This is a genomic window from Pseudomonas sp. D1-1 (assembly GCF_051132225.1).
Taxonomy (GTDB): domain Bacteria; phylum Pseudomonadota; class Gammaproteobacteria; order Pseudomonadales; family Pseudomonadaceae; genus Aquipseudomonas.
Genome location: NZ_CP071676.1, coordinates 5,097,682 through 5,119,904, shown reverse-complemented (window position 1 = coordinate 5,119,904; position 22,223 = coordinate 5,097,682). Strand labels below are relative to the sequence as shown.

Sequence of the window (22,223 nt, the reverse complement as noted above, 5' to 3'; positions counted from 1 at the left end):
GCCGCCCAGGGGCAATTAAGATGAAATCAAGGATAACGCCAGTAGGCTGGGTGCGAAAGCTCTTAAGCGGCGCAATCTGACAACAGGCTCGCCACGACCAGTGTGGGAGCGAGCCTGCTCGCGAAAGCGCTGTCACATCCAACCTCGATATTGACCGTAATAGCGCATTCGCGAGCAGGCTCGCTCCCACATGGAGTGGTGTTGTTACTGGACCAGCGAACCGCGCAGGGAGTGCGGTTGCGCGGCGTCGATGTGCACGTCGGCGAACTGGCCGATCAATGCCGGAGTGTCGCAGCGGAAGTTGACGATACGGTTATTCTCGGTGCGCCCCTGCAATTCGCCCGGGTCTTTTTTCGAGTAATCGGTCACCAGGATCCGCTGGATGGAGCCGACCATTTGTCGGCTGATCTCGAAACCTTGCTGGTTAAGGCGGTGCTGCAAGGCATTGAGTCGCTCCTTCTTCACTTCCTCGGGCGTCTCGTCCACCAGGTCCGCCGCTGGCGTGCCGGGGCGCTGGCTGTAGACAAAGGAATAGGAGAAATCGAAGCCCACATCCTCGATCAGCTTCATGGTCTGTTGGAAATCCTTCTCGGTTTCGCCGGGGAAACCGACGATGAAATCCGAACTGATGCAGATCCCCGGGACCGCCGCGCGCAACTTGCGCAGCTTGGATTTGTATTCGAGCGCCGTGTGGTTGCGCTTCATGGCCGCGAGGATCCGGTCGGAACCCGATTGCACCGGCAGGTGCAGGTGCTTGACCAGTTCGGGGACCTCGGCGTGGGCCTGGATCAGGCTGTCGGAAAACTCCAGCGGGTGTGAGGTGGTGTAACGGATGCGGTCAATGCCGTCCACCGCCGCCACGACGCGGATCAGTTCGGCAAGGTCCGCCAGGCGACCGTCATGGGTCAGCCCTCGGTAGCCGTTGACGTTCTGCCCCAGCAGGGTCACTTCGCGCACGCCGTTTTCCGCCAGGTGGATGATCTCGGCAATCACGTCGTCGAAGGGGCGGCTGACTTCTTCGCCGCGGGTATACGGCACCACGCAGAAGGTGCAGTACTTGCTGCAGCCTTCCATCACCGATACGTAGGCACTTGGGCCGTCGATACGCGGTTCGGGCAGGTGATCGAATTTTTCGATTTCCGGGAACGAGACGTCTACTTGCGGCAGCTTGGTAATGCGTGCGGCGTCGATCATCTCCGGCAGGCGGTGCAGGGTCTGTGGGCCAAAGACCACGTCCACGTAGGGCGCGCGGTCACGAATGGCCGCGCCTTCCTGGCTGGCGACACAGCCGCCAACGGCAATGACCATATCCGGGTTGGCCAGCTTCAGTTCGCGCCAGCGGCCCAACTGGGAATACACCCGGTCCTGGGCGCGTTCGCGGATCGAGCAGGTGTTGAGCAGGATCACGTCCGCGTCTTCCGCGCGAGCGGTGACTTCCAGGGCCTGGTGTTCACCCAGCAGATCGACCATGCGCGAGCTGTCGTACTCGTTCATCTGGCAACCGTGGGTTTCGATGTAAAGCTTCTTGGCCATGGACGGGTTCATCACGTGATTCAAAGAACCGCGCATTATAGAGAAATAGTGGCCTGTGTGGCTAATTCGCGCGAGCAGTGGCTATGCTATAGTTCGCGCCCTCATTTTTACCCGCCGATGTGTTTCGCCAGCCATGACCAAACGTGAAGCTCCAATCTACAAGGTGATTTTCCTCAACCAGGGCCAGGTGTTCGAAATGTACGCCAAACAGATCTATCAGAGTGATCTGTGGGGCTTCCTGGAGGTCGAGGAATTCGTCTTTGGCGAGCGCACGCAAGTGGTCGTCGACCCGAGCGAAGAAAAGCTCAAGGCGCAGTTCGAAGGCGTGGTGCGCAGCTTCGTGCCGATGCACTCGATCGTGCGCATCGACGAGGTCGAGCGCCTGGGCACGCCGAAAATCAGCGAAGCCCGTGGCGCGGTCGGCAATGTCATGCCGTTTCCGATGCCGATGCCTGAGAAGTAAGGCTCAACACCGAGTTGCTCCCAATCGCGAGCAGGCTCGCTCCCACAATGGATTGCTGGTGTACACAAATTTTGTGTCTACAGGGATCCAACTGTGGGAGCGAGCCTGCTCGCGATGAGGCCATCCAGGCTGAAGCAATAATCAGGGCAGCGGCGAGAACGGCGTACGCCCGTCGGCGTTCTGCAATTCCATCAGGTATTTGCGAAAGATCTGGCCCAGCACCTGGGTCGCCACTTCCAGCTCGTCGCGGGGCATCTGCTCGGCGACTTCATCGGCGGTGTCCAGTGCCTCCTCGGCGCCGTTGACCGCCGCCATCTTCAATACGATGTAAGCCTGGACGTTGTTGGCCGGCACACCTTCGCCATGGAAGAACATGCCGCCAAGCTTGAATTGCGCCTGGGCGTGGCCTTGCAGCGAGGCTTTTTCGAAATAGTCGAGGGCTTGCTTGAGGTCGCGGGGCGCGGCCTTGCCGTCATAGTAGAACTCGCCCAGCTCATATTGCGCTTGGGCATCGCCCTCGTCGGCGGCTTTTCGACAGGCGTCGAGTGCCGGTGCCAGATCTTGTGGCTGGGTGTTGAGCGTGCAACGGCCCATCGCCGGGATCAACAACGAGTTGCCGCCTGCCTGTGCGTTGGCGAGCAGGGGCTGAAGGAGCAACAGGCAGCCCAAGGCAAGGGTGCGGCCGGTGCGGTTCATGGGAATCGACTTACCTCTGAGGGGCGCGTGGACCCTCCGGGGGATCCAATAAGCGCGCATTATGAAATAAGCAGGGCCATCCTTACAAAGTCTTTACTCGTTTTTCTGCTGCGAGGGAACGATAGCGGCCACTTGTTGGGCAAATACCTGGAAAAAGGTATCCCGGGGCAATGGCCAATCACTGACGCTGGTGTCAGCCAGCGTCAGTCGTCCACACGTTTACTTCAGTGCAGCAAAGGCCCGCTCGGCCGCGTCGAGGGTGATCTTCAACTCCGCCTCGCCATGGGCGATGGAGGTGAAGCCGGCTTCGAACGCGCTTGGCGCCAGGTATACGCCACCCTCGAGCATCAGGTGGAAGAAGCGCTTGAAGCGGTCGGCGTCGCTGGCCATCACGTCGTCGAAGGTCACGATGTCATCGGCGCCACTGAAGTACAGGCCGAACATGCCGCCGGCCTGGGTGGTCACGAACGGGATGCCCGCCGCATCGGCGCGTACTTGCAAGCCGTCGAGCAGGCGAGTGGTGAAGTCGCTCAGCTCGGCGTGGAAACCCGGACGGCTGATCAGGCGCAGGGTGGTCAGGCCGGCAGCCATGGCCAGCGGATTGCCCGACAAGGTACCGGCCTGGTAGACCGGCCCCAGCGGGGCGATGCATTCCATGATCGCGCGCTTGCCGCCGAAGCAGCCTACCGGCATGCCGCCGCCGATGATCTTGCCGAAGGTGCTCAGGTCCGGCGTTACGCCGTAATGAGCCTGGGCACCGCCGAGGGCGACGCGGAAGCCGGTCATCACTTCGTCGAAAATCAGTACCACGCCGTGCTGGTCGCACAGGCTGCGCAGGCCTTCGAGGAAACCCGGCGCTGGCGGCACGCAGTTCATGTTGCCGGCCACCGGCTCGACGATGATGCAGGCCACTTCCTGGCCGACTTCCCCGAGCATTTTCTCGACTTCTTCGAGGTCGTTGAACGGCAGGGTCAGCGTGTGTTTGGCAAATGCCGCCGGTACGCCCGCCGAGCTGGGCACGCCTTGGGTCAGCGCACCGGAGCCGGCCTTGACCAGCAGGCTGTCGGAGTGACCGTGGTAGCAGCCTTCGAATTTGATGATGCTGTCGCGCCCGGTGTAGCCGCGCGCCAGGCGGATCGCGCTCATGGTCGCCTCGGTGCCGGAACTGACCATGCGCACCATTTCCATCGATGGCACGATGGAGCAGACCAGATCGGCCATTTCGGTTTCCATCGCGGTCGGCGCGCCATAGGACAAGCCGTGCTCCAATTGCTTGCGCACCGCGTCCAACACGTCCGGATGGCTGTGGCCGAGGATCATCGGGCCCCACGAACCCACGTAGTCGACGTAGCGCTTGTCGTCTTCGTCGGTGACATACGCGCCCTCGGCGTGCTTGAAGAACAGCGGGGTGCCGCCGACGCTCTTGAACGCACGAACGGGTGAATTCACGCCGCCGGGGATGTGTTTCTGAGCGTTGGCAAACAGGGTTTCGGAACGGGACATGGTAGGGCTCTCGAAATCGGGAAATGACTATTTGGTTTGCAGCAGGTCGTTGAAGGCGCGGGCGCGGCGCGTCACCTCAGCCGTGCTGTCGGCGCCGAACAGGCCATGGACCACCGCGAGCAGGTCGACGCCATGGGCCACCAGCGGGGCGGCGTTTTCCAGAGTGATGCCGCCGATGGCGCACACCGGTATATGCAGTTTGATACGGGTCTGTTCGAGCAGTTCAAGGTTTGCGGCGGGCGCCCCGGGCTTGGTATTGGAATTGAAGAAGCGCCCGAACGCGACGTAGCTGGCGCCTTCCCGGACGGCCTGTTCGGCCAGTTCCAGGCTGGCGTGGCAAGTGGCGCCGACGATTGCCTTGTGCCCCAGCAACGCCCGCACCGGCGCCAGCGGGCCATCGGTCTGGCCCAGGTGGACGCCGACGCCGAGGCGTGCGGCCAGTTCGGCGTCATCGTTGATAATCAGTTGGGTCTTGTAGCGCTCGCACAGGTTGCGCAGCGCCTCGGCCTCGCGCAGGCGCCGGGCCTCGTCGCTGCTTTTGTCGCGGTATTGCAGCAGGGTCACGCCACCTTCCAGCGCGGCTTCCACGTAGGCGAGGAACTTGCCGGCCAGCAACTGGCTGTCGGTGACGGCATAAAGGCCACGTAATTTCATTCCACGGCTCCTTTGCTACGAGCAGAAATCCAGCGGCAGGCGACGCGGTACGAACTGGCCTTTGCCCAATTGTTCGGCATCGCGCAGGGTGCGCCAGGTGTAATCCAGCGCGGTCTTCACCGCGCTGGCGAGCTGTTCACCCAGGGCCAGCCGGCCGGCCAGGGCGCTGGCCAGGGTGCAGCCGGAACCGTGATAGCTGCCGGGCAAGCGCTGGCAGGTGAAGGTCTCGCGGTGTCCGTCGCGGCTGTACAGGCGATTGTGGACTTCATGTTCATCGCCGTGACCGCCGGTAATCAGCAGGTGCTTGACGAAGGGCAGCAGTTTTTCGGCGCATTCATCGGCGCTGCCTTCCGGCAGTTCGGCGAGAATGCGTGCTTCAGGAAGGTTGGGCGTGGCGATGATTGCCAGCGGCAGCAGGCGCTCGCGCATGGCGTAGCCGACTTCATCCTTGCCCAGCCGTCCGCCACCACCGGCGCGCAGCACCGGGTCGCAGACCATCGGCAGGTGTGGATGCGCCTGGAGCAGCTCGACCACTGTGTCGACCATTTCCAGCGAACCTAGCATCCCCAGCTTGACCGCCGCGACGGGCGAATCGTTGAGCACGGCATTGGCCTGGGCCATTACCCACTCGCGATCGAGTACGCGGAAATCGCTGACATTGACCGTGTCTTGCACGGTCAACGCGGTAACGGCCGGGGCGGCATGACAACCCTGGGCGAGCAGGGCTTCGATATCTGCCTGCAAGCCGGCGCCACCACTGGGGTCGTGGCCGGAGAGACAGAGGACAACGGGGCGGGAGTTGTAGATATTCATGGTGCGCGAGCTTATCACCAAACCCCATTTATCGGTGATCGGGCTCTGAGGGATTTACGCGACGTTTCCTGCTGGCGACTGCTTTTGTGGCGAGGGAGCTTGCTCCCGCTGGGGCGCGAAGCGGCCCCGAGATCTTGCGGTCGCTACGCAACCGAGCGGGAGCAAGCTCCCTCGCCACGAATGGCCCTCCAGTACCAACCTGACCAAAGCAACAGCTCTATCTCAACGCTTGGCGCTGAGACGCCCGTGCTAGAGCCTTTTGTCGGAAAAATTTCAATGGTGCAAATTGGCCATCAACGGCTATGCTACGGATGGATCCAACCAATAACAGGTAATGCCGGTTTTACGTCTACTCAGGGAATGGGGGGCTTCCTGACTCAACCGGACAGGCCACGCTGGGGCTTTAATGCGCTATTTGCTGATGTTGCTGCTGTGCTTGTCCCCCTTGGCAAGCGCCCTTGAATTCGATGAATCTACCCGAAGCCTGCCCTTGGGCCATGCCTTGCAGGTGTTCGAGGATGCCAGCGGCACGGCCACGCTCGAGGACGTCCTGGCCCAGGCCGCGGTTGGGCGCTTCAAACCCCACGACCAAGCCACGCTGAACGCAGGGTATTCGCGCTCGGCGTTCTGGCTGAAGATCGACTTGCACTACCGCCCGGGCAATCCCGGCGCCCAGCGCACCTGGCTGCTGGAGCTGGCGTATCCGCCGCTGGACCGCCTGGACCTGTATCTGGCCGATGCGCAAGGTGCCTATCGCCTGGTTCGCCAGACCGGCGATGCCTTGCCGTTCGCCAGTCGCGAGGTCCGCCAGAACAACTACCTGTTCAGCCTGGATTTCCAACCCGATCAACGCCAGACCGTGTATCTGCGCCTGCAAAGCCAGGGCTCGATCCAGGCTCCGTTGACGCTCTGGTCGAGCACCGCCTACCTGGAACAGCAGCCGGTGCGCCTGTATGTGCTGGGCATCATCTATGGCGTACTGCTGGGGATGCTGGTCTACAACCTGTTCATCTACCTGAGCGTGCGCGACACCAGTTACCTCTATTACATCTTCTATATCGCCTCGTTCGGCCTCTATCAATTGTCGGTCAACGGCGCGGCGGTTGAGTATTTCTGGCCGGACAACCCTTGGTGGGCCAACGCGGCGACGCCATTTTTCATTGGTTGCGCGGGGGTGTTTGGCAGTCAGTTCGCCCGCAGTTTCCTGCAAACCGCCCAGCACAGCCGCTGGCTCGACCGATTGCTGCTCGCGCTGATTGCCTACGGCGCGGTGGTGGTGGGCCTGTCGTTGATGACCAGCTATGCGCTGGCGCTGCGCCTGGCGACGGCGCTGGCCCTGGTGTTCACCGTGGTGATTTTCGCCGCCGGCTTGTTCGCCTGGTGGCGGGGGCTGCGGGTGGCGCGTTACTTCATTATTGCCTGGTCGGCGTTTCTGCTGGGGGGCGTCGTCAATACGATGATGGTGTTGGGTTACCTGCCGAACATCTTCCTGACCATGTATGCCAGCCAGATCGGCTCTGCCATCGAGGTGGCGCTGTTGTCCCTGGCCCTGGCGGACCGCATCAACGCCATGCGCGAACAGCAGGCGCAGACGCTGTTCGACGCCGGGCAGAAACTCGAAGTGCTGAACCAGCAGTTGGCCCAAGGCAACAAGCTCAAGGACGAATTTCTCGCCACGTTGACCCATGAGTTGCGCACGCCGATGAATGGTGTGATCGGTTGCCTGGAACTGATGGAAACCGTCGAGATGGACGAGGAACTCAGCCAGTATCAGCAGACCGCAGCCGGTTCGGCGCGGGACATGATGCGCATGGTCAACGGCATGCTCACCCTCACCGAGTTGCAGGCCGGCAAGCTCAAGGTGTATCCGGCGCCGTTCAGCCTGCGCAGCGTGATAGAGGCCCTGCAGGTGCAGTTCGGCGCCAACGCGGCGGCCAAGGGCCTGGATTTCAAGGTCGACGTAGCGCCTGGCCTGGCGGACCGCTTGCTAGGTGACAGCGGTAAATTGGCCCAGTGCCTGGAATGCCTGCTGGACAATGCCATCAAGTTCACCCGCGTCGGTGGCATCGCGCTGCGGGTCAGTGGCCGGACGTCGGAGCTCGATCGCCTGGTGCTGTCTTTTGCCGTGATCGATACCGGCATCGGCTTTACCGATCTGGGGGAGGCGACCCTGTACCAGCGTTTCTTCCAGCTCGACGGCTCGATGACCCGCGAATACGGCGGCCTCGGCGTCGGCCTGGCGATTTGTCGGCAACTGGTCGAATTGCTCGGCGGACGCCTGACCCATACCTCGGAGCCGGGGCGCGGTAGCCGCTTCCAGCTGGACGTGGAATTTGACATCGCATTGCCTGTGGCCGTCCCGGCAACGTTTCCTGGCGGCGCACGCCGGGCTGCGCGCTTGCCCCAGGAGTGCACGGTGCTGCTGGCCGACGACAACAACATCGACCAACTGGTGATGCGCGGCATGTTGCTCAAGCTTGGCTACCGAGTACGCACCGCCGACAGTGGCCGCGCGGCGCTGGAGCTGCTGCAGGGCGACAGTTTTGACGCGGTGCTGCTCGATTGTCAGTCGACACCATCGGATGGGGTGTCGGTCTGCTGTCAGATCCGCGCGATGTCAGGTTGCGAGGACTTACCCGTGCTGGTGGTCAGCCCGAACGTGGACCAGGCGCATTGCCCTGCGGGTAGCCTGATCGATTACCTGAGCAAACCGGTGAAATTCGAAGCACTGCAGGCGATTCTGCAACGACGGGTACTTTGTCCGAAGCAGGGTGAAAGCGCCGGCATTTAGGCGGATATGCCACTTTGATCGGCCAGGAGGCGGTGCTTAACTGACCTCTGCTGGCCGACCAAGGAGCCCCGTCATGAACCTGCACCAGTTCGCCGAAACCCACGACGTCACCAATCAGCCTCCGTCCCTGGATGGCGCCAACCTGTACCGTATCGACCTGCCGCTGCAAGAGTGGTCGCGGCGTTTCGGCGCAGGGTGGGCACAGGCGCGGATTGACGCCTATGGTGCCCTGGCCGGCGGGCCGTTGATGGAGGCGGGGTTCCTGGCCAACCAGAACAAGCCGATATTTTCCAGCCACGACCGTTACGGCCATCGTATCGACCTGGTGGAATTTCATCCTGCCTATCACGAGCTGATGCGCACCGCCATCGAACATGGCCTGCCCAGCCTGCCGTGGGCCCATCCGCAACCTGGCGCGCATGTCGCCCGCGCCTCGATGACGTACCTGCACAGCCAGGCCGAAGCCGGCACCGGTTGTCCGTTGACCATGACCTTTGCCAGTGTGCCGGCCCTGCGCCTGCAACCGGACCTGGCCGAGCGCTGGGTGCCGAAAGTAATCGCCACCGAATACGATCCACGTAACGTCGGCATGGCCCACAAGGCCGGGGTCACTCTCGGTATGGCGATGACCGAGAAGCAGGGCGGCACCGATGTGCGCGCCAACACCACCAAGGCGTATCCGGTAGGCGCCAGTGGCCCGGGCCAGGCCTATGAGCTGGTGGGTCACAAGTGGTTCTGTTCGGCGCCGATGTGCGATGCCTTCCTGACCCTGGCCCAGACCGACAAGGGCCTGACCTGCTTTTTGCTGCCGCGCCACCGCCCGGACGACACCCGCAACCAGTTCTACATCCAGCGTTTGAAAAACAAACTCGGCAATTGCTCCAACGCCTCCAGCGAGGTGGAGTTCCGTGGTGCGCTGGCCTGGATGGTCGGCGAAGAGGGCCGAGGCGTGCCGACGATCATCGAAATGGTCGCCATGACCCGCTTCGATTGCATGGTCGGCTCCAGCGCCCTTATGCGCCAGGCCCTGACCCAGGCCAGTCACCATTGCGCGCACCGCAAGGTCGGCGGCAAGTTGTTGAGTGAGCAGCCCCTGATGCAGAACGTACTCGCCGACCTGGCCCTGGAAAGCGAAGCTGCGTTGGCGCTGAGCTTGCGCATGGGCCGGGCGCTGGATCATCTGAACGATGAGCATGAAGCCAAATTCGCCCGGCTGGTGACGGCAGTAGGCAAATACTGGATCTGCAAACGCGCCCCGGCAATGATCAACGAGGCGGCCGAATGCATGGGCGGTGCCGGCTATGTCGAGGACAGCATCCTGCCGCGCCTGTACCGCGAGGCACCGGTCAATTCGACCTGGGAAGGCTCCGGCAATGTGCAGTGCCTTGACGTCTTGCGCGCTCTGTCCAAAGAGCCGGGCGTGTTGGAAGTGCTGTTCGACGAACTGGGCGACGGCCATGGGGACAATCGCCTGGCGGCCCATATCGACCGGTTGCACGCAGCGTTCAAGGACACCGATGACATCCAGTATCGTGCCCGGCAATTGACCGAAGACATCGCCGTCGGCCTGCAAGCCAGGCTGTTGCTGGAAGCGGGGAACAGCGATGTCAGCGATGCCTTCATCGCCAGCCGGCTGGGTTCCACTGGCCGGGTCTACGGCGCGTTGCCCCGCGGCCTGAATGTCGAAGCCATCGTCGCCCGCTCGACCCCGCACGGCTTCTAAACAACCCATACCCCTGTGGGAGCGAGCCTGCTCGCGAAGGCGTCGGTACATTCAGCATCGATGTTGCCTGGCACACCGCTTTCGCGAGCAGGCTCGCTCCCACAGTGGACCTGTGCTGCACGCAACATCTGAGTAAACATCAAACCCTGTGGGAGCGGGCTTGCCCGCGAAGGCGTCGGTACATTCAGCATCGATGTTGCCTGGCACACCGCTTTCGCGAGCAGGCTCGCTCCCACAGTGGACCTGTGCTGCACGCAACATCTGAGTAAACATCAAACCCTGTGGGAGCGGGCTTGCCCGCGAAGGCGTCGGTACATTCAGCATCGATGTTGCCTGGCACACCGCTATCGCGAGCAGGCTCGCTCCCACAGTGGAACTGTGCTGCACGCAACATCTGAGTAAACATCAAACCCTGTGGGAGCGGGCTTGCCCGCGAAGGCGTCGGTACATTCAGCATCGATGTTGCCTGAGACACCGCTATCGCGAGCAAGCCCGCTCCCACAAAAGGCTCCGCGCAAGGACAACTAATACGCCACTGTTCCCGTCGGCCTACGATGCAGGCAAGATGAAGGCCTGCAAGTCAGAACACAGGAAGCTGATCGTGACCGAAGCGTTTATTGTCGTTCAAACCGCCGAGCAAGCCGTGGACCGGCTGGCGGCCCTGCACGAGCGTGCGACCACTGCGCTGAACCAGGCGCTCAAGCGTTATCTCAAGGACCGCATCGAGCCGGATGCCGAGCAACGCGCATTGTTCCGCTATCCGGCCCTGCGCCTGACCTACCATTGCCATGGCGAAGTCCCGCAGACCACCCGCGCCTACGCCAAGGTCCAGCTGCCGGGCACCTACAGCGTCACCGTCACCCACCCGGCGGCATTTCGAAAATACCTGCTCGAACAGCTTGTCCCGCTGATGCACGACTTCACCGTCACCGTCGAGGTGGGCGTCAGTGAGCAGAACATTCCGTACCCGTATGTGGTGGAGCAGGGCGATGAACTGGCCGGTTCCGGTGTGACGGCGGCAGTGCTGGCGCGGGTGTTCCCCAGCACCGACCTGTCGGCCGCCACCGATGGCATCGCCGATGGCCTCTACGATTGGGAAAACACCGACCCGCTGCCCCTGGCACTGTTCGACGCCGCGCGGGTGGATTTCTCCCTGCGCCGGCTCGTGCATTACACCGGCAGCGATTGGCGCCATGTGCAGCCGTGGATTCTTCTGACCAACTATCACCGCTATGTCGACCAATTCATCGTCCACGGGCTGGAGCAGTTGCGCAGCGATCCGCGTTTCGTGCGCATGGTGCTGCCGGGCAACGTGATCATCGACAAGAACATGGATCACGGTGAAGCCTCGGCCATCGCCGCTGGCGTGGTCTGGCATCGCTACCAGATGCCGGCCTATCACTTGCAAGCCAGCGACGGCCACGGCGTGACCCTGGTGAACATCGGCGTTGGTCCGTCCAATGCCAAGAACATCACCGATCACCTGGCCGTGCTGCGTCCGCATTGCTGGCTGATGATCGGCCACTGCGGCGGCCTGCGTCAGTCCCAGACAATCGGCGATTACGTCCTGGCGCACGCCTATATGCGCCGCGATGGCATCCTCGACCGCGTGGTGCCGCCGAATATCCCAATCCCGGCCCTGGCCGAAGTGCAGCTGGCACTGCAGCAGGCGGCGGCGAACATCACCGGCGAAAAAGGCGACGAGCTGAAAAAACGCCTGCGCACCGGCACCGTGCTGACTTACGACGACCGCAACTGGGAATTGCGCTGGGCCCAGGAGCGTCCGTTGATCAACCTGTCCCGCGCCGTGGCGGTGGACATGGAAAGCGGCACCATCGCTGCCCAGGGTTACCGCTTGCGGGTGCCATACGGCACGTTGCTGTGCGTCTCGGACAAGCCGCTGCACAGCGAGATCAAACTGCCGGGTTCGGCCAACGCGTTTTATGAGCGGGCGGTCAACCAGCACCTCAAGATCGGGATCGCGGCGCTGGACCTGCTGCGCAACGAACTCAACTCGTTGCACTCGCGCAAACTGCGCAGCTTCGACGAGCCGCCGTTCCGCTGATACCGTCCTGAACGGTGGTTATTTAACGGTCGGGCCACTAGCATGTCGGCCTCGACCGTTGGATATTGTTGCCGCCATGCCCCGTCCTCCACGCCCCGCTTCCCGCCGCCCTGGCGCGAAGCCTCCCGCTTCCACCCCGCGCCGTGTGGCCAAGGCGCCGCCGGCCGAAGCGAAACTGATCCTGTTCAACAAGCCTTTTGACGTGCTGACGCAATTCAGCGACGGCGAAGGGCGCGCCACGCTCAAGGATTTCATCGACGTACCGGGCATCTACCCGGCCGGTCGGCTGGACCGCGACAGCGAAGGATTGCTGTTGCTGACCAATGACGGCCAGTTGCAGGCGCGCATCGCCGATCCCAAGCACAAGCTGGCCAAGACGTACTGGGTACAAGTCGAGGGTGAGCCGAGCGACGAGCAACTGCAGCGTTTGCGTGATGGGGTCGAGTTGAACGACGGTATGACGCTGCCGGCCGAGACCCGTCAGCTGGACGAACCGCAATTATGGCCGCGCAATCCACCGGTGCGCTTTCGCAAAAGCGTGCCGACGAGTTGGCTGGAACTGGTGATACGTGAAGGGCGCAACCGCCAGGTGCGGCGCATGACCGCCGCGGTGGGTCTGCCGACCCTACGCCTGGTGCGGGTCAGGATCGGTGACTGGACGATCGAAGGGCTCGATCAGGGCCAATGGAAAGAGGTACCGGCGCGTTTATAACGAGCCGGATTCGATCAGACCGATGACCACGCTCTTGATGATGAACGCCGCCACGCCCAGGCCGAGCACGAAAAACAGGATGAACGAGCCGAAACGCCCGGCCTTGGATTTCTTCGCCAGGTCCCAGACGATGAACCCCATGAAAATGATCAGGATGCTGACCAGTCCGGTCATCATCCACTCTTCGAAAACAGCAGGATCCATCGGCGCACTCCGGCGTGGGCGGGGTTGAAAAGGCAGGGGCGAGTATACGGCATGGCGGCGGGGCGCAGGATCGGGCTGCGGCGGTGTGTCGCAGCCGTGCAGCGCCCGGGCTGCCGCTTTCGCGAGCAGGCTCGCTCCCACAGGGGGATCAGCTGTTTCGCAAATGTGCGTCCACCTGGTCAATGTGGGAGCGAGCCTGCTCGCGATGACGCTCTCAGCTGCGCAGGTGAGTCAGCGGCAGCTCGGTACTGTTGAGCACCTGGTTCAGCACAAAACTCGAACGCACGCTGGTGACGCCTTCGATCCGGGTCAGGTGGCCCAGCAGCAGCTTCTGGTAATGATCCATATCCGGCACCACCACCTTCAGTTGGTAATCCGCGTCGATGCCGGTCACCAGGCTGCATTCAAGCACTTGCGGCAGGTTGCGGATCGCGGCTTCGAAGGTCTCGAAGCGGTCGGGGGTGTGGCGGTCCATGCCAATCAGCACATAGGCCGTCAGGCTCAGGCCGAGCATCTTGCGATCGAGCAGGGCAACCTGGCGGGTGATGTAGCCATCGTCTTCCAATTGCTTGACCCGCCGCGAGCAGGGGGAGGGCGACAGGCCGATGCGCTCGGCCAATTCCTGGTTCGAGATGCGCGCGTCGCGCTGCAATTCCGCCAGGATGCTCAGGTCGTAACGGTCGAGTTTGCTCATTGAGCGGGCCTTTATTCGGTTAATTGCGGAAGATTATCCATCCAAGGGTAAAAATTGCGCAAGTAGTGTTTATTCAAGCAATCTTAGCAATCATCTGCCGGCGCCTCGGGCCTATGCTTACCACCAAGATCACTGCTCGGACAAACAGTCCAGTGCAGCCCGCCCAATCAGGCCGGCTGCGGTCGCAGTACCCATCGGTACTGGCAGACCCCCGAGCTGCACACTGTCCAGAAGACGGCGTGAGGTGAGCCGATGCCACAAGCGTCGCGCACGGACTAGATTCTCAAGGGGAGGCCGACGGGCCTCCCTTTTTTATGCCTGCGAAATAAACCTCGCGCCTGATAACCTGTCGCAGAACCGGCCTGGGCTTTTCCAGTCTTATTTTCAGGCCCCGAACCGCTGTGAGGAATTTCATGAAGTCGCGCATCTGGCGTTTGGCAGGTGTTGGTCTGTTGTGGGCAAGTGTCAGTGCGCAGGGAATGGCGGATGATCAGCAGAACCGTGGCGGCCCAAACGGTAATGGCCCGGGTTATTCAGGCCAGCCCCGGCCGCAAAGCAACGAGATCATTCGTGGCGATAACAGCCGACAGTTCGAGGTCCAGCCGCAATCTCCAGGTGGGCAACACTACGAGCGTCCACCGCAGGACCCCAACGTACACAACCGCCCGCCGCAACAGCAACCGGGCAACAATCTGCCGATCCAGGGCCGGCCCGACAGCGTGACCCAGACCCAGGAGCCGCGACCGGGCTACTACCGCGACATTCCACGGCGCAACGACGGCTATCCGAACGGCGGGCCGCGTCCAGGCCACGACAACCGGCCCGATCAGCACTGGCCCGGTCGGCCGGACGGCCATGGCAACGGTTGGGGGCAGGGGCCGCAATATCGGCCAGGGTATGTGATCGATCGTTTCCCGGATCGTAATTACCGTGTGCCTTATCGCGGCCAGGATTATTTCTACTCGGGTGGCTACTGGTATCGTCCGCAAGGGCCGCGTTATGTCGTAGTGCAGCCGCCTCGGGGCATTCGTACCCGCTATCTGCCCGATTATGCCCGTGAGGTCTGGATCGGCAGCTCGCTGTTTTTCCTCGCCGCCGGTGCCTATTACATTTATGAAGCCAACACCCGGGACTACGTCGTGGTCGAGGCGCCGGTCGCCAATCCGCAGCCGCAGCCCCAGGGCAACAGCTTCGACGTGGTGGCTTATCCGGCCAACGGCCAGTCGCCCGAGCAGGTCAACCAGGACGGCTACGATTGCTATCGCTGGGCGGTGCAGCAGAGTGGTTTCGACCCGCGCACCTATACCTACCCACCGGCGCCGGAAGTGGTGCAAACCTACCGCCGGGCCCAGGGCGATTGCTTGAGCAGTCGTGGGTATCAGGTGACGTACTGATTACTCGAAATAGAAAAAACAGCTCCCTGTGGCGAGGGAGCTTGCTCCCGCTGGGCTGCGCAGCGGCCCTAAGATCTTGCGGTCGCTGCGCAACCGAGCGGGAGCAAGCTCCCTCGCCACAGGTTGTGTGTTCAAATCTTGAGTATCAAGCGTTGGCGCGCTTCACCACTTCTGTCGGATCGGCATGCACCAGCACCTCGGCCTTCGGATAAGCGCGATGGATCGCATCGGCGGCCTGGTCGCTGATGCCGTGGGCCACTGACAGGGTCAGTTCTCCCGGCAGTTCCAGGTGCAACTGCACGAACCAGTGGTTGCCGGAGATTCGTGTGCGCAGGTCATGGGCGCCGACCACGCCGGGCACCGCGCAGGCCAGTTCGAGCATGTGCTGGCTGACGTCTGGCGGCAGTTCTTCATCCATCAGCACGGCGAAACTTTCCCGGGCAATCTGCACTGCGCTCCAGAGGATGTACGCGGCGATGCCCAGGCCGAACCAGGCGTCGAGCTGGTACCAGCCGAACCCGGCCAGGACCAGGGCCACCAGAATGCTACCGTTGAGCAACAGGTCCGAGCGGTAGTGCAGCGAGTCGGCGCGCACGGCGTTGGAGCCGGTGGCGCGCACGACCCGATGCTGCAACGCCAGCAGCGCCAGGGTCAGTGCCAGGGAAAACACGATCACGCCGACGCTGAGCCAGGGCGCCTCGACCGGCAGCGGCTGCTTGAGTCGTTCGTATGCCTGCAATGCGATCAGCACCGCGCTGCCGCCAATAAAGAGTGCCTGGGCCATGCCGGCCAGTGATTCAGCCTTGCCGTGCCCGTAGCGATGATCGTCATCAGCCGGTCGCAGGGCGTAATGCACCGCCAGCAGATTGAGCAACGAGGTGACGCCGTCCAGCGCCGAGTCGGTCAGGCCGGCAAGCATGCTTACCGAGCCGCTGAGCCACCAGGCCAGCGCCTTGGCAACGATCAGAATGCACGCCACGGCCACCGATGCGCGGGTGGCCAGGCGTAGCAGGCGAGCATGTTCGGCGCTGGTGGTCATGGCGCGGTCTTCCTTGGGCTGCGCCTCTTACGCGGCGGGTACGAGACCGAGCGTGGCCAGTTGTTGCACGTTGCCCTTGTGCTGGATCAGGCGCGGGTCGTTCAGCGGGAAGCTGCGGCCCAGCTCGCGCTCCAGGATGGCTTGCAGCTTCTGGTTATTGACCGTGCCGTCGGCGTTGATGGCCGGCTTGAGTTTCTCCGGTTCGATCTGCACGCTTCTGCCCGGCTCGAAATAGATCGCGCCGGTGGCAAAATCCACGGCAAAGGCGATCAGGCCGGGGATGATGTAGAACAGCAGGCCGACGGCGTCGAGCGCGGCGATGGCCGGGTCGATCTTGCCCTCGATCTGGCCGCGACGGTCGGGGTAGAAGATCGAGCCACAGGCGCTGATCTGGGTCAGCAGGCTGGCGACCAGCACGCCGCCGATCACGCGAAAGGGAATACGCATAACAATCTCCTGAGCAGGTAAGGGCGTTGCTGGTTGGAGTCCAGACCACGCTAAACAGTTCGCCGTTATACTCGGCCCTCTGTTTTGGAGCCAGCATGATTTCTTTGCCGATTGATGAAGTTTTACCGGCCCTGCGCCAAGCCTTGGCGTCGCGCCACGAAGCGGTGCTCGAAGCGCCCCCCGGTGCTGGTAAGACGACCCGTGTTCCCTTGGCCCTCTTGAACGAGCCGTGGCTGGCCGGGCAGACCATTCTGATGCTCGAACCCCGGCGCCTGGCGGCACGGGCGGCGGCCGAGCGCCTGGCCAGCGAGCTGGGGGAAAAGGTCGGCGAAACCGTGGGCTACCGGATTCGCCTCGACAGCAAGGTCGGGCCGAAAACCCGCATCGAAGTGGTCACTGAAGGCATCCTCACCCGTCGCTTACAGGATGACCCGGCACTGGATGGCGTGGGGCTGTTGATTTTCGATGAATTCCACGAGCGCAGCCTCGACGCCGACCTTGCCTTGGCCTTGAGCCTCAATGGCCGTGAGCTGTTTCGCGAAGACCAACCGCTGAAAATCCTGCTGATGTCCGCGACCCTGGAAGGCGAACGCCTGGCCGGGTTGCTGGACGATGCGCCGATCCTGCGCAGCGAAGGACGCATGTTCCCGGTGGCGGTGCGCTGGGGCCGGCCATTCCAGCCCGGCGAATTCATCGAACCGCGACTGGTGCAGACCCTTCTCGAAGCGCTGCACGACGAAACCGGCAGCGTGCTGGTGTTCCTGCCGGGGCAGGCGGAGATTCGCCGCGTTCATCAACAATTGGCCGAAGCCTTGGGCGAGGGCGGCAACGTGTTGCTCTGTCCACTGCATGGCGAACTGGACCTGGCCGCCCAACGCGCCGCCATCGATCCGGCACCGCCCGGCCAGCGCAAAGTGGTGCTCGCCACCAACATCGCCGAGACCAGCCTGACCATCAACGGTGTGCGGGTGGTGGTCGATGCCGGGCTCGCCCGCGTACCGCGCTTCGACCCGGGCAGTGGCATGACCCGCCTCGACACCCAGCGTATCTCCCGCGCCAGCGCCACCCAACGGGCCGGCCGGGCCGGGCGACTGGAGCCGGGGGTGTGTTACCGGCTGTGGTCCGAAGACCAGCATGAACAGCTGGCGGCCTACGGCAGCGCCGAGATTCTCTCGGCGGACCTGGCCGGTCTGGCGTTGCAGTTGGGCCGCTGGGGCGTGACGCCGCAGCAGTTGACGTGGCTCGACGTCCCGCCGACCGCCGCGTATGCCCAGGCGCGGGATTTATTGCAGCGCCTGGGTGCGCTGGACGGTGGACAACTGACTCGGCACGGCCAGGCCATGGCCGAGCTGCCGGCCCATCCGCGCATCGCGCACTTGCTGCTGCGGGGCCAGGCGCTGGGGCTGGCGGACATGGCCTGCAATGTCGCGGCGCTGTTGGGCGAACGTGACATTCTTCGAGGCGCCGGCGCGGATTTGCACAGTCGCCTGGCGTTACTGTCCGGCGAGGAACGAGCGGCACGCGGCGCTCAGGGCGGTGTGCAGCGGGCGCGGCAATTGGCCCGGCAATATCGTGGCTACTTGCGCGGCAAGGCCGAGGAAGCTGTCGCCGATCCCGAGCATCCGCGTTGGCTCGGCGTGCTGTTGGCGCTGGCCTATCCGGATCGCGTCGCGCAACAGCGGCGACCCGGCGGCGCGGAATATCGCCTGGCGAATGGGCGCGCGGCGCTGTTTGCCGAGGCCGATAGCTTGATGAAGCAACCGTGGTTGGTGATTGCCGAACTGGGCAGTCGCCAAGGCCAGCGGGAAGAACGGATCTATCTGGCGACGGATTTCGATCCGGTGCTGTTCGATTCGGTGCTGGCAGAGCAAGTACGTACCGAAGACCAACTGGATTGGGACGAGCGCGAAGGCGTGCTGCGGGCCGAGCGCCAGCGCAAGGTCGGTGAACTGGTGCTCAGCCGCGAGCCATTGACCGGCCTGGATGAATCTGCCCGCAGCCGGGCGCTGGTCAACCTGGCACGGCGCAAGGGGTTGGAATTGTTGCCGTGGACGCCGGAGCTGCGTCAGTGGCAGGCGCGGGTGGCGCTGTTGCGTCGGCTCGACCTGGATACCAAGGGCGACAGCGAGTGGCCGGACGTCAGCGATGCGGCGTTGCTGCTCAGTCTTGAAGACTGGTTGATGCCATATCTGGGCCGGGTGTCGCGCCTTAGTCATTTTGCCAACCTGGACCTGTCGAGCATCGTCCGTAACCTGTTGCCCTGGCCTCTGCCGCAAAGGCTGGACGAACTCGCGCCGCAGCACGTGAGCGTGCCTTCCGGTTCATCGATTCGCCTGGATTACAGCGAACACCCACCTATTCTGGCGGTGCGCTTGCAGGAGCTTTTCGGCCTGGCCGACACCCCGCGTATCGCCGGTGGTCGGCAGGTGGTCAAGCTGCACCTGCTATCGCCCGCGCGCCGACCAGTGCAAGTGACCCAGGACCTGGCGAACTTCTGGCGTAGTACTTACGCCGAGGTGAAGAAGGATCTCAAGGGACGGTATCCCAAGCACTACTGGCCGGACGACCCGCTGGTGGCGGAGGCGACGGCGCGGGCCAAGCCGCGTAAGTGAGGCCCAACACAAACCTCCTGTGGGAGCGAGCCTGCTCGCGAAGAGGTCGCACATTCAGCATCTCCGTCGACCGTGACACCGTCTTCGCGAGCAGGCTCGCTCCCACAGGAGTGCGGCGCGTTTGTCTGGATCAAGGGGTGGCCGGCAACAGAAACCGCGCGATCACCGGCAAATGATCGGAAATGCGCAACGTATCGTCCTGCCGGACCTGGGCTTCGACCCGTTTGAGGCGGGGGCTGTAGAACAGGTAATCGACGGTCCGATCGGGGCCGTTGAGGCCGGGATCGTTGGGGTAATGGGTCAGCCAGTTTGCGCGGTCGATGCCGCTGGCCTCGTTGTTGGTGGGGATCATCGGGTATTTGTCCCACAGCAGATGCAATTCGCTGTCGGCGGAGTAGGGCGAGCGTTGCTCGGTGGGCAGGCGTCGGTATTGGCCCAGGGGTAACAGGTTGAAGTCTCCCCCGGTCAGCCAGGGAGTGCCGGCGGATTCAAGCTTGTCCAAGGCCTTGGCTATCGCGCTGACTTGCGCGCGCGCAGTGTCGTCCGGCTGGGTGGCCCGCTCCAGATGTGTATTGAGTACCGCCAGTTGGCCGCCGCCGCTCAGGGGCAGGTAACTCACAAGCAAGGCATTTTTCGGCTGGAACTGGCGGGTGATGAAGTTCGCCTCGGCCACGGGCAATTGCACCCGCTCGGCGTGGTCGATGCGATAGCGGCTCAGCGTCGCCAACTGGCGACCAACGCTGCCGAAGATATGTGGGCTGGGAATGAAATCGGCTTTCCAGTCAAAAGCGCTGGTGCCGCAGGGATAGAGGTCGGCCAGCCGTTCCTGCAAGAGCTTGAGCTGGTTCTGGTAGTCGCTGGCCTTGGCGCCGTTGTCGAGTTCCTGCAATAGCACCACGTCCGGCTGTTCGTCGCGAATGACCCGTGCCACTTCGTCGAGGCTGAAGGCCATGTCTTCCGGGGTCGGGCTTTCATCGTCGCCCTCGGCCAGGTCGTGCCAGAACACGTAGCGCTTGCCAGCCAGGAACTGGACGTTCCAGGTCATCACCTTCAGGGCTTGGCCGGGCACCAGCGGTGGGGCCTTCGCGGAGCAGCTGACGGGCATCGCTTCCCGGGCCTGTGGGCGCCAGGTCGGGCCATAGATGGAAAAGGCCGCAATGCCGACGAGCAACAACAGGCCCAGCAAGGTGTATCGCAGCAGACGGGTCATGGCTCGGGTTTTTCTGCAATCAACATGAACATTCGGAACAGCACCACGGTGGTGAACAGTTGCAAGAAACTGTGAACGCTGTCGATCAGCAAACTGATGAAGGGGTTCTGCGGCGGCGGATACACCGAGACGCTGGCGCCCTTGAGCAGCCACAACGGGACCATTACGGCGAGGATGCATAACAGGATTCGCCAGAAATTGCCTCGACTCAGGCGCGCGCTTTCCTTCATGGCCGCCAAGGGCGCCATGCCCCGCAAAACCAACAGGTATTCACCGAAGGCGAGGACGACCATCAGCCACAGCCCCGGCAGGAAGTACAAGGAAATGCCGATCAGGATCAGCAACGTGTTAAGGGCGGTCAGCAAGGCGAAGCGCGGCCACTGGAGGAGGGCTGCCGCGAGCAGGTCACGGGCACGCGGGGCTTCGCCGCGACTGCGGGCATCGAGAAACAGGATCAACGCCGCGGTATACAGCGGGTACACGAGGAGACCGACGATCACGCTGTAGCCGGAGAAACCGTCGGCGCCGATGGCGCTGTCCACCCCTTGTTGCAGGACCGCCTCAAGTATTACCAGCGGCAGGCACAGCTGGGCGATCCGGCCCAGGTTGCGCTTGAAAAAATACAAGGAGTCACGCAGTACTTCTAACGGATTCATGAGTCGGTATCGCAGTTCGAAAAAGCGGTCCGACACTTTAACCGATCAAGCGACCGCACAAGCAAACGTAAACATCAGGTAAAGACCATTGAAAGCTTCCTGCGCAGCCCCATTACTGAATCGCACCGGTCTTTGCGACCGGCCTGGTTTTAATCCGGCAATCTGATGAGGTCGCCATGAACAGCGAAGAACAAACCCTGATCGATGGACTGTTTTCCCGGCTGCAACAGGCCGAAAAGGATTCAGCCCCGCGCGACGCCCAGGCAGAGGCGCGGATCAAGGAACACTTGGCCAACCAGCCTGCCGCGGGCTATTTCATGGCCCAGGCGATCCTGGTGCAAGAGGCGGCGATCAAGCGCCTGGACGAGCAGAACAGACAGCTCGCCCAACAGGTCGAGCAATTGCAGGGCGAATTGCAGCAGGCCCGCAGCCAGACTTCGGCGCCAAGCGGCGGCGGTGGTTTCCTTTCGAGTATCTTCGGTGGCAGCAACCGCGATTCACGGCCAGCAAGCGCACCGGCATCCAGCGGTGGCGGCTGGCGCGAACCTGCGCGGCCTTCCTTCAACGCACCGGCCCAGCCAGGCTTTGGCGCTGCGCCCGGCAACTATGCCGCGCCGCAACAGCAGGCCCCAGCGGCGGGCAGCTTTCTCGGTGGCGCCTTGAAAACCGCGGCGGGCGTGGCCGGTGGTGTGATGCTCGCCCAGGGCATCAGTAGCCTGTTCCACAGCAATCAACCCGAGGAGATCGTCGAGGTCCTCAAGGAAGAGCCGGCCCAGCCGGTCAATGACACCGCCAACAACGGTGACAGCGGTTGGGGCGATGATCAGCGCGTGGCCGACAGCGATAGCGACGGCAACAATAGCTATGGCAACGACCAGGGCGGTTTCAGCGACGCCGACTACAGCGACGATTCGTCCTTGTTCGGCGACGACGACTCTTTCGTCTGATCCGCCGTTCGTCCGGGGCGCCCTGGCGCCTCGGGCCGATTATTCGCGGAACGCTCCTCGAGACTGG

General features: G+C 62.9%; 19 protein-coding genes. 8 read left to right on the top strand and 11 right to left on the bottom strand.

Annotation, left to right across the window (positions count from 1 at the left end; genetic code table 11):
* Positions 1-204 precede the first annotated feature (204 nt).
* Complete coding sequence (gene miaB, locus J3P86_RS23090; RefSeq protein ID WP_434672882.1) at positions 205-1,533, bottom strand: tRNA (N6-isopentenyl adenosine(37)-C2)-methylthiotransferase MiaB; 1,329 nt, start codon at positions 1,531-1,533, stop codon at positions 205-207.
* A gap of 133 nt (positions 1,534-1,666) precedes the next feature.
* On the opposite strand from miaB, the gene J3P86_RS23085 reads away from it, so the two are divergent.
* Entirely contained in the window at positions 1,667-1,996 is a 330-nt protein-coding gene (locus tag J3P86_RS23085) for a DUF1820 family protein (RefSeq protein ID WP_003185742.1), read from the top strand.
* A gap of 141 nt (positions 1,997-2,137) precedes the next feature.
* Here J3P86_RS23085 and J3P86_RS23080 read toward each other — a convergent pair whose 3' ends face one another.
* From J3P86_RS23080 to J3P86_RS23065, 4 genes are all read right to left on the bottom strand, one after another.
* Positions 2,138-2,692: a tetratricopeptide repeat protein gene (locus J3P86_RS23080; protein ID WP_305498608.1), complete on the bottom strand. Its 555-nt coding sequence runs from the start codon at positions 2,690-2,692 to the stop codon at positions 2,138-2,140.
* A gap of 219 nt (positions 2,693-2,911) precedes the next feature.
* Positions 2,912-4,195: a glutamate-1-semialdehyde 2,1-aminomutase gene (gene hemL / locus J3P86_RS23075; protein ID WP_434571634.1), complete on the bottom strand. Its 1,284-nt coding sequence runs from the start codon at positions 4,193-4,195 to the stop codon at positions 2,912-2,914.
* Between the two features lie 27 nt (positions 4,196-4,222).
* The gene (gene thiE, locus J3P86_RS23070) at positions 4,223-4,849 is read right to left on the bottom strand and encodes a thiamine phosphate synthase (protein ID WP_434571635.1); all 627 of its coding nucleotides are present in this window, start codon (positions 4,847-4,849) and stop codon (positions 4,223-4,225) included.
* Between the two features lie 15 nt (positions 4,850-4,864).
* Positions 4,865-5,662, bottom strand: coding sequence for a hydroxymethylpyrimidine/phosphomethylpyrimidine kinase (locus J3P86_RS23065; protein ID WP_434698949.1), 798 nt, complete (start codon positions 5,660-5,662; stop codon positions 4,865-4,867).
* Between the two features lie 406 nt (positions 5,663-6,068).
* On the opposite strand from J3P86_RS23065, the gene J3P86_RS23060 reads away from it, so the two are divergent.
* The 4 genes from J3P86_RS23060 to J3P86_RS23045 all read left to right on the top strand — a co-directional run bounded on the left by J3P86_RS23060 (position 6,069) and on the right by J3P86_RS23045 (position 12,953).
* Complete coding sequence (locus J3P86_RS23060) at positions 6,069-8,453, top strand: hybrid sensor histidine kinase/response regulator (RefSeq protein ID WP_434628006.1); 2,385 nt, start codon at positions 6,069-6,071, stop codon at positions 8,451-8,453.
* Between the two features lie 73 nt (positions 8,454-8,526).
* Positions 8,527-10,176, top strand: coding sequence for an acyl-CoA dehydrogenase family protein (locus J3P86_RS23055; protein WP_434698948.1), 1,650 nt, complete (start codon positions 8,527-8,529; stop codon positions 10,174-10,176).
* A gap of 565 nt (positions 10,177-10,741) precedes the next feature.
* On the top strand, positions 10,742-12,241 hold the full coding sequence (amn, locus tag J3P86_RS23050) for an AMP nucleosidase (protein WP_305501175.1): 1,500 nt from the start codon (positions 10,742-10,744) through the stop codon (positions 12,239-12,241).
* A 145-nt stretch (positions 12,242-12,386) separates the two neighbouring features.
* Positions 12,387-12,953: a pseudouridine synthase gene (locus J3P86_RS23045; RefSeq protein ID WP_434631154.1), complete on the top strand. Its 567-nt coding sequence runs from the start codon at positions 12,387-12,389 to the stop codon at positions 12,951-12,953.
* Here J3P86_RS23045 and J3P86_RS23040 read toward each other — a convergent pair.
* Together J3P86_RS23040 and J3P86_RS23035 are read right to left on the bottom strand one after the other, a co-directional pair.
* Positions 12,948-13,157 (bottom strand): DUF2788 domain-containing protein, encoded by a 210-nt coding sequence (locus J3P86_RS23040; protein ID WP_305498615.1) that lies wholly within the window; start codon positions 13,155-13,157, stop codon positions 12,948-12,950. The two genes, J3P86_RS23045 and J3P86_RS23040, sit on opposite strands and share 6 nt — an antisense overlap.
* A gap of 214 nt (positions 13,158-13,371) precedes the next feature.
* Positions 13,372-13,851: an Lrp/AsnC family transcriptional regulator gene (locus tag J3P86_RS23035; RefSeq protein ID WP_305498616.1), complete on the bottom strand. Its 480-nt coding sequence runs from the start codon at positions 13,849-13,851 to the stop codon at positions 13,372-13,374.
* A gap of 413 nt (positions 13,852-14,264) precedes the next feature.
* Between J3P86_RS23035 and J3P86_RS23030 the strand changes: the two genes are divergently transcribed.
* Positions 14,265-15,245, top strand: coding sequence for a DUF6515 family protein (locus J3P86_RS23030; protein ID WP_434571643.1), 981 nt, complete (start codon positions 14,265-14,267; stop codon positions 15,243-15,245).
* A gap of 145 nt (positions 15,246-15,390) precedes the next feature.
* Here J3P86_RS23030 and J3P86_RS23025 read toward each other — a convergent pair whose 3' ends face one another.
* Positions 15,391-16,284, bottom strand: coding sequence for a cation diffusion facilitator family transporter (locus J3P86_RS23025; RefSeq protein WP_434698947.1), 894 nt, complete (start codon positions 16,282-16,284; stop codon positions 15,391-15,393).
* A 27-nt stretch (positions 16,285-16,311) separates the two neighbouring features.
* Positions 16,312-16,731, bottom strand: a complete 420-nt coding sequence (locus J3P86_RS23020) for a polyribonucleotide nucleotidyltransferase (protein ID WP_434698946.1) — start codon at positions 16,729-16,731, stop codon at positions 16,312-16,314.
* 95 nt (positions 16,732-16,826) lie between these two features.
* On the opposite strand from J3P86_RS23020, the gene hrpB reads away from it, so the two are divergent.
* A complete protein-coding gene (gene hrpB, locus J3P86_RS23015; RefSeq protein ID WP_434698945.1) occupies positions 16,827-19,343 on the top strand; it encodes an ATP-dependent helicase HrpB in 2,517 nt (838 codons plus the stop codon).
* Positions 19,344-19,473: 130 nt separating this feature from the next.
* On the opposite strand, the gene J3P86_RS23010 is transcribed toward hrpB, so the two are convergent.
* Both J3P86_RS23010 and J3P86_RS23005 read right to left on the bottom strand, forming a co-directional pair.
* Positions 19,474-20,553: an endonuclease/exonuclease/phosphatase family protein gene (locus tag J3P86_RS23010; protein ID WP_434698944.1), complete on the bottom strand. Its 1,080-nt coding sequence runs from the start codon at positions 20,551-20,553 to the stop codon at positions 19,474-19,476.
* Entirely contained in the window at positions 20,550-21,209 is a 660-nt protein-coding gene (locus J3P86_RS23005) for a YciC family protein (protein ID WP_434571649.1), read from the bottom strand. Before J3P86_RS23005 ends, J3P86_RS23010 begins: the two co-directional genes overlap by 4 nt.
* A gap of 176 nt (positions 21,210-21,385) precedes the next feature.
* Here J3P86_RS23005 and J3P86_RS23000 point away from each other — a divergent pair, with 176 nt between their 5' ends.
* On the top strand, positions 21,386-22,156 hold the full coding sequence (locus J3P86_RS23000; protein WP_434628024.1) for a DUF2076 domain-containing protein: 771 nt from the start codon (positions 21,386-21,388) through the stop codon (positions 22,154-22,156).
* Positions 22,157-22,223 lie beyond the last annotated feature (67 nt).

What these genes read in the sequence shown, in the direction of transcription:
- J3P86_RS23085 (WP_003185742.1), top strand. Translation starts at nt 1,667, where the DNA reads ATGACCAAACGTGAAGCTCCAATCTACAAGGTGATTTTCCTCAACCAG.
- thiE (WP_434571635.1), bottom strand. Translation starts at nt 4,849, where the DNA reads ATGAAATTACGTGGCCTTTATGCCGTCACCGACAGCCAGTTGCTGGCC.
- J3P86_RS23005 (WP_434571649.1), bottom strand. Translation starts at nt 21,209, where the DNA reads ATGAATCCGTTAGAAGTACTGCGTGACTCCTTGTATTTTTTCAAGCGC.
- J3P86_RS23035 (WP_305498616.1), bottom strand. Translation starts at nt 13,851, where the DNA reads ATGAGCAAACTCGACCGTTACGACCTGAGCATCCTGGCGGAATTGCAG.
- J3P86_RS23010 (WP_434698944.1), bottom strand. Translation starts at nt 20,553, where the DNA reads ATGACCCGTCTGCTGCGATACACCTTGCTGGGCCTGTTGTTGCTCGTC.
- hemL (WP_434571634.1), bottom strand. Translation starts at nt 4,195, where the DNA reads ATGTCCCGTTCCGAAACCCTGTTTGCCAACGCTCAGAAACACATCCCC.
- amn (WP_305501175.1), top strand. Translation starts at nt 10,742, where the DNA reads ATGAAGGCCTGCAAGTCAGAACACAGGAAGCTGATCGTGACCGAAGCG.
- J3P86_RS23080 (WP_305498608.1), bottom strand. Translation starts at nt 2,692, where the DNA reads ATGAACCGCACCGGCCGCACCCTTGCCTTGGGCTGCCTGTTGCTCCTT.
- J3P86_RS23060 (WP_434628006.1), top strand. Translation starts at nt 6,069, where the DNA reads ATGCGCTATTTGCTGATGTTGCTGCTGTGCTTGTCCCCCTTGGCAAGC.
- J3P86_RS23000 (WP_434628024.1), top strand. Translation starts at nt 21,386, where the DNA reads ATGAACAGCGAAGAACAAACCCTGATCGATGGACTGTTTTCCCGGCTG.
- J3P86_RS23025 (WP_434698947.1), bottom strand. Translation starts at nt 16,284, where the DNA reads ATGACCACCAGCGCCGAACATGCTCGCCTGCTACGCCTGGCCACCCGC.
- miaB (WP_434672882.1), bottom strand. Translation starts at nt 1,533, where the DNA reads ATGGCCAAGAAGCTTTACATCGAAACCCACGGTTGCCAGATGAACGAG.
- J3P86_RS23065 (WP_434698949.1), bottom strand. Translation starts at nt 5,662, where the DNA reads ATGAATATCTACAACTCCCGCCCCGTTGTCCTCTGTCTCTCCGGCCAC.
- J3P86_RS23020 (WP_434698946.1), bottom strand. Translation starts at nt 16,731, where the DNA reads ATGCGTATTCCCTTTCGCGTGATCGGCGGCGTGCTGGTCGCCAGCCTG.
- J3P86_RS23055 (WP_434698948.1), top strand. Translation starts at nt 8,527, where the DNA reads ATGAACCTGCACCAGTTCGCCGAAACCCACGACGTCACCAATCAGCCT.
- hrpB (WP_434698945.1), top strand. Translation starts at nt 16,827, where the DNA reads ATGATTTCTTTGCCGATTGATGAAGTTTTACCGGCCCTGCGCCAAGCC.
- J3P86_RS23040 (WP_305498615.1), bottom strand. Translation starts at nt 13,157, where the DNA reads ATGGATCCTGCTGTTTTCGAAGAGTGGATGATGACCGGACTGGTCAGC.
- J3P86_RS23030 (WP_434571643.1), top strand. Translation starts at nt 14,265, where the DNA reads ATGAAGTCGCGCATCTGGCGTTTGGCAGGTGTTGGTCTGTTGTGGGCA.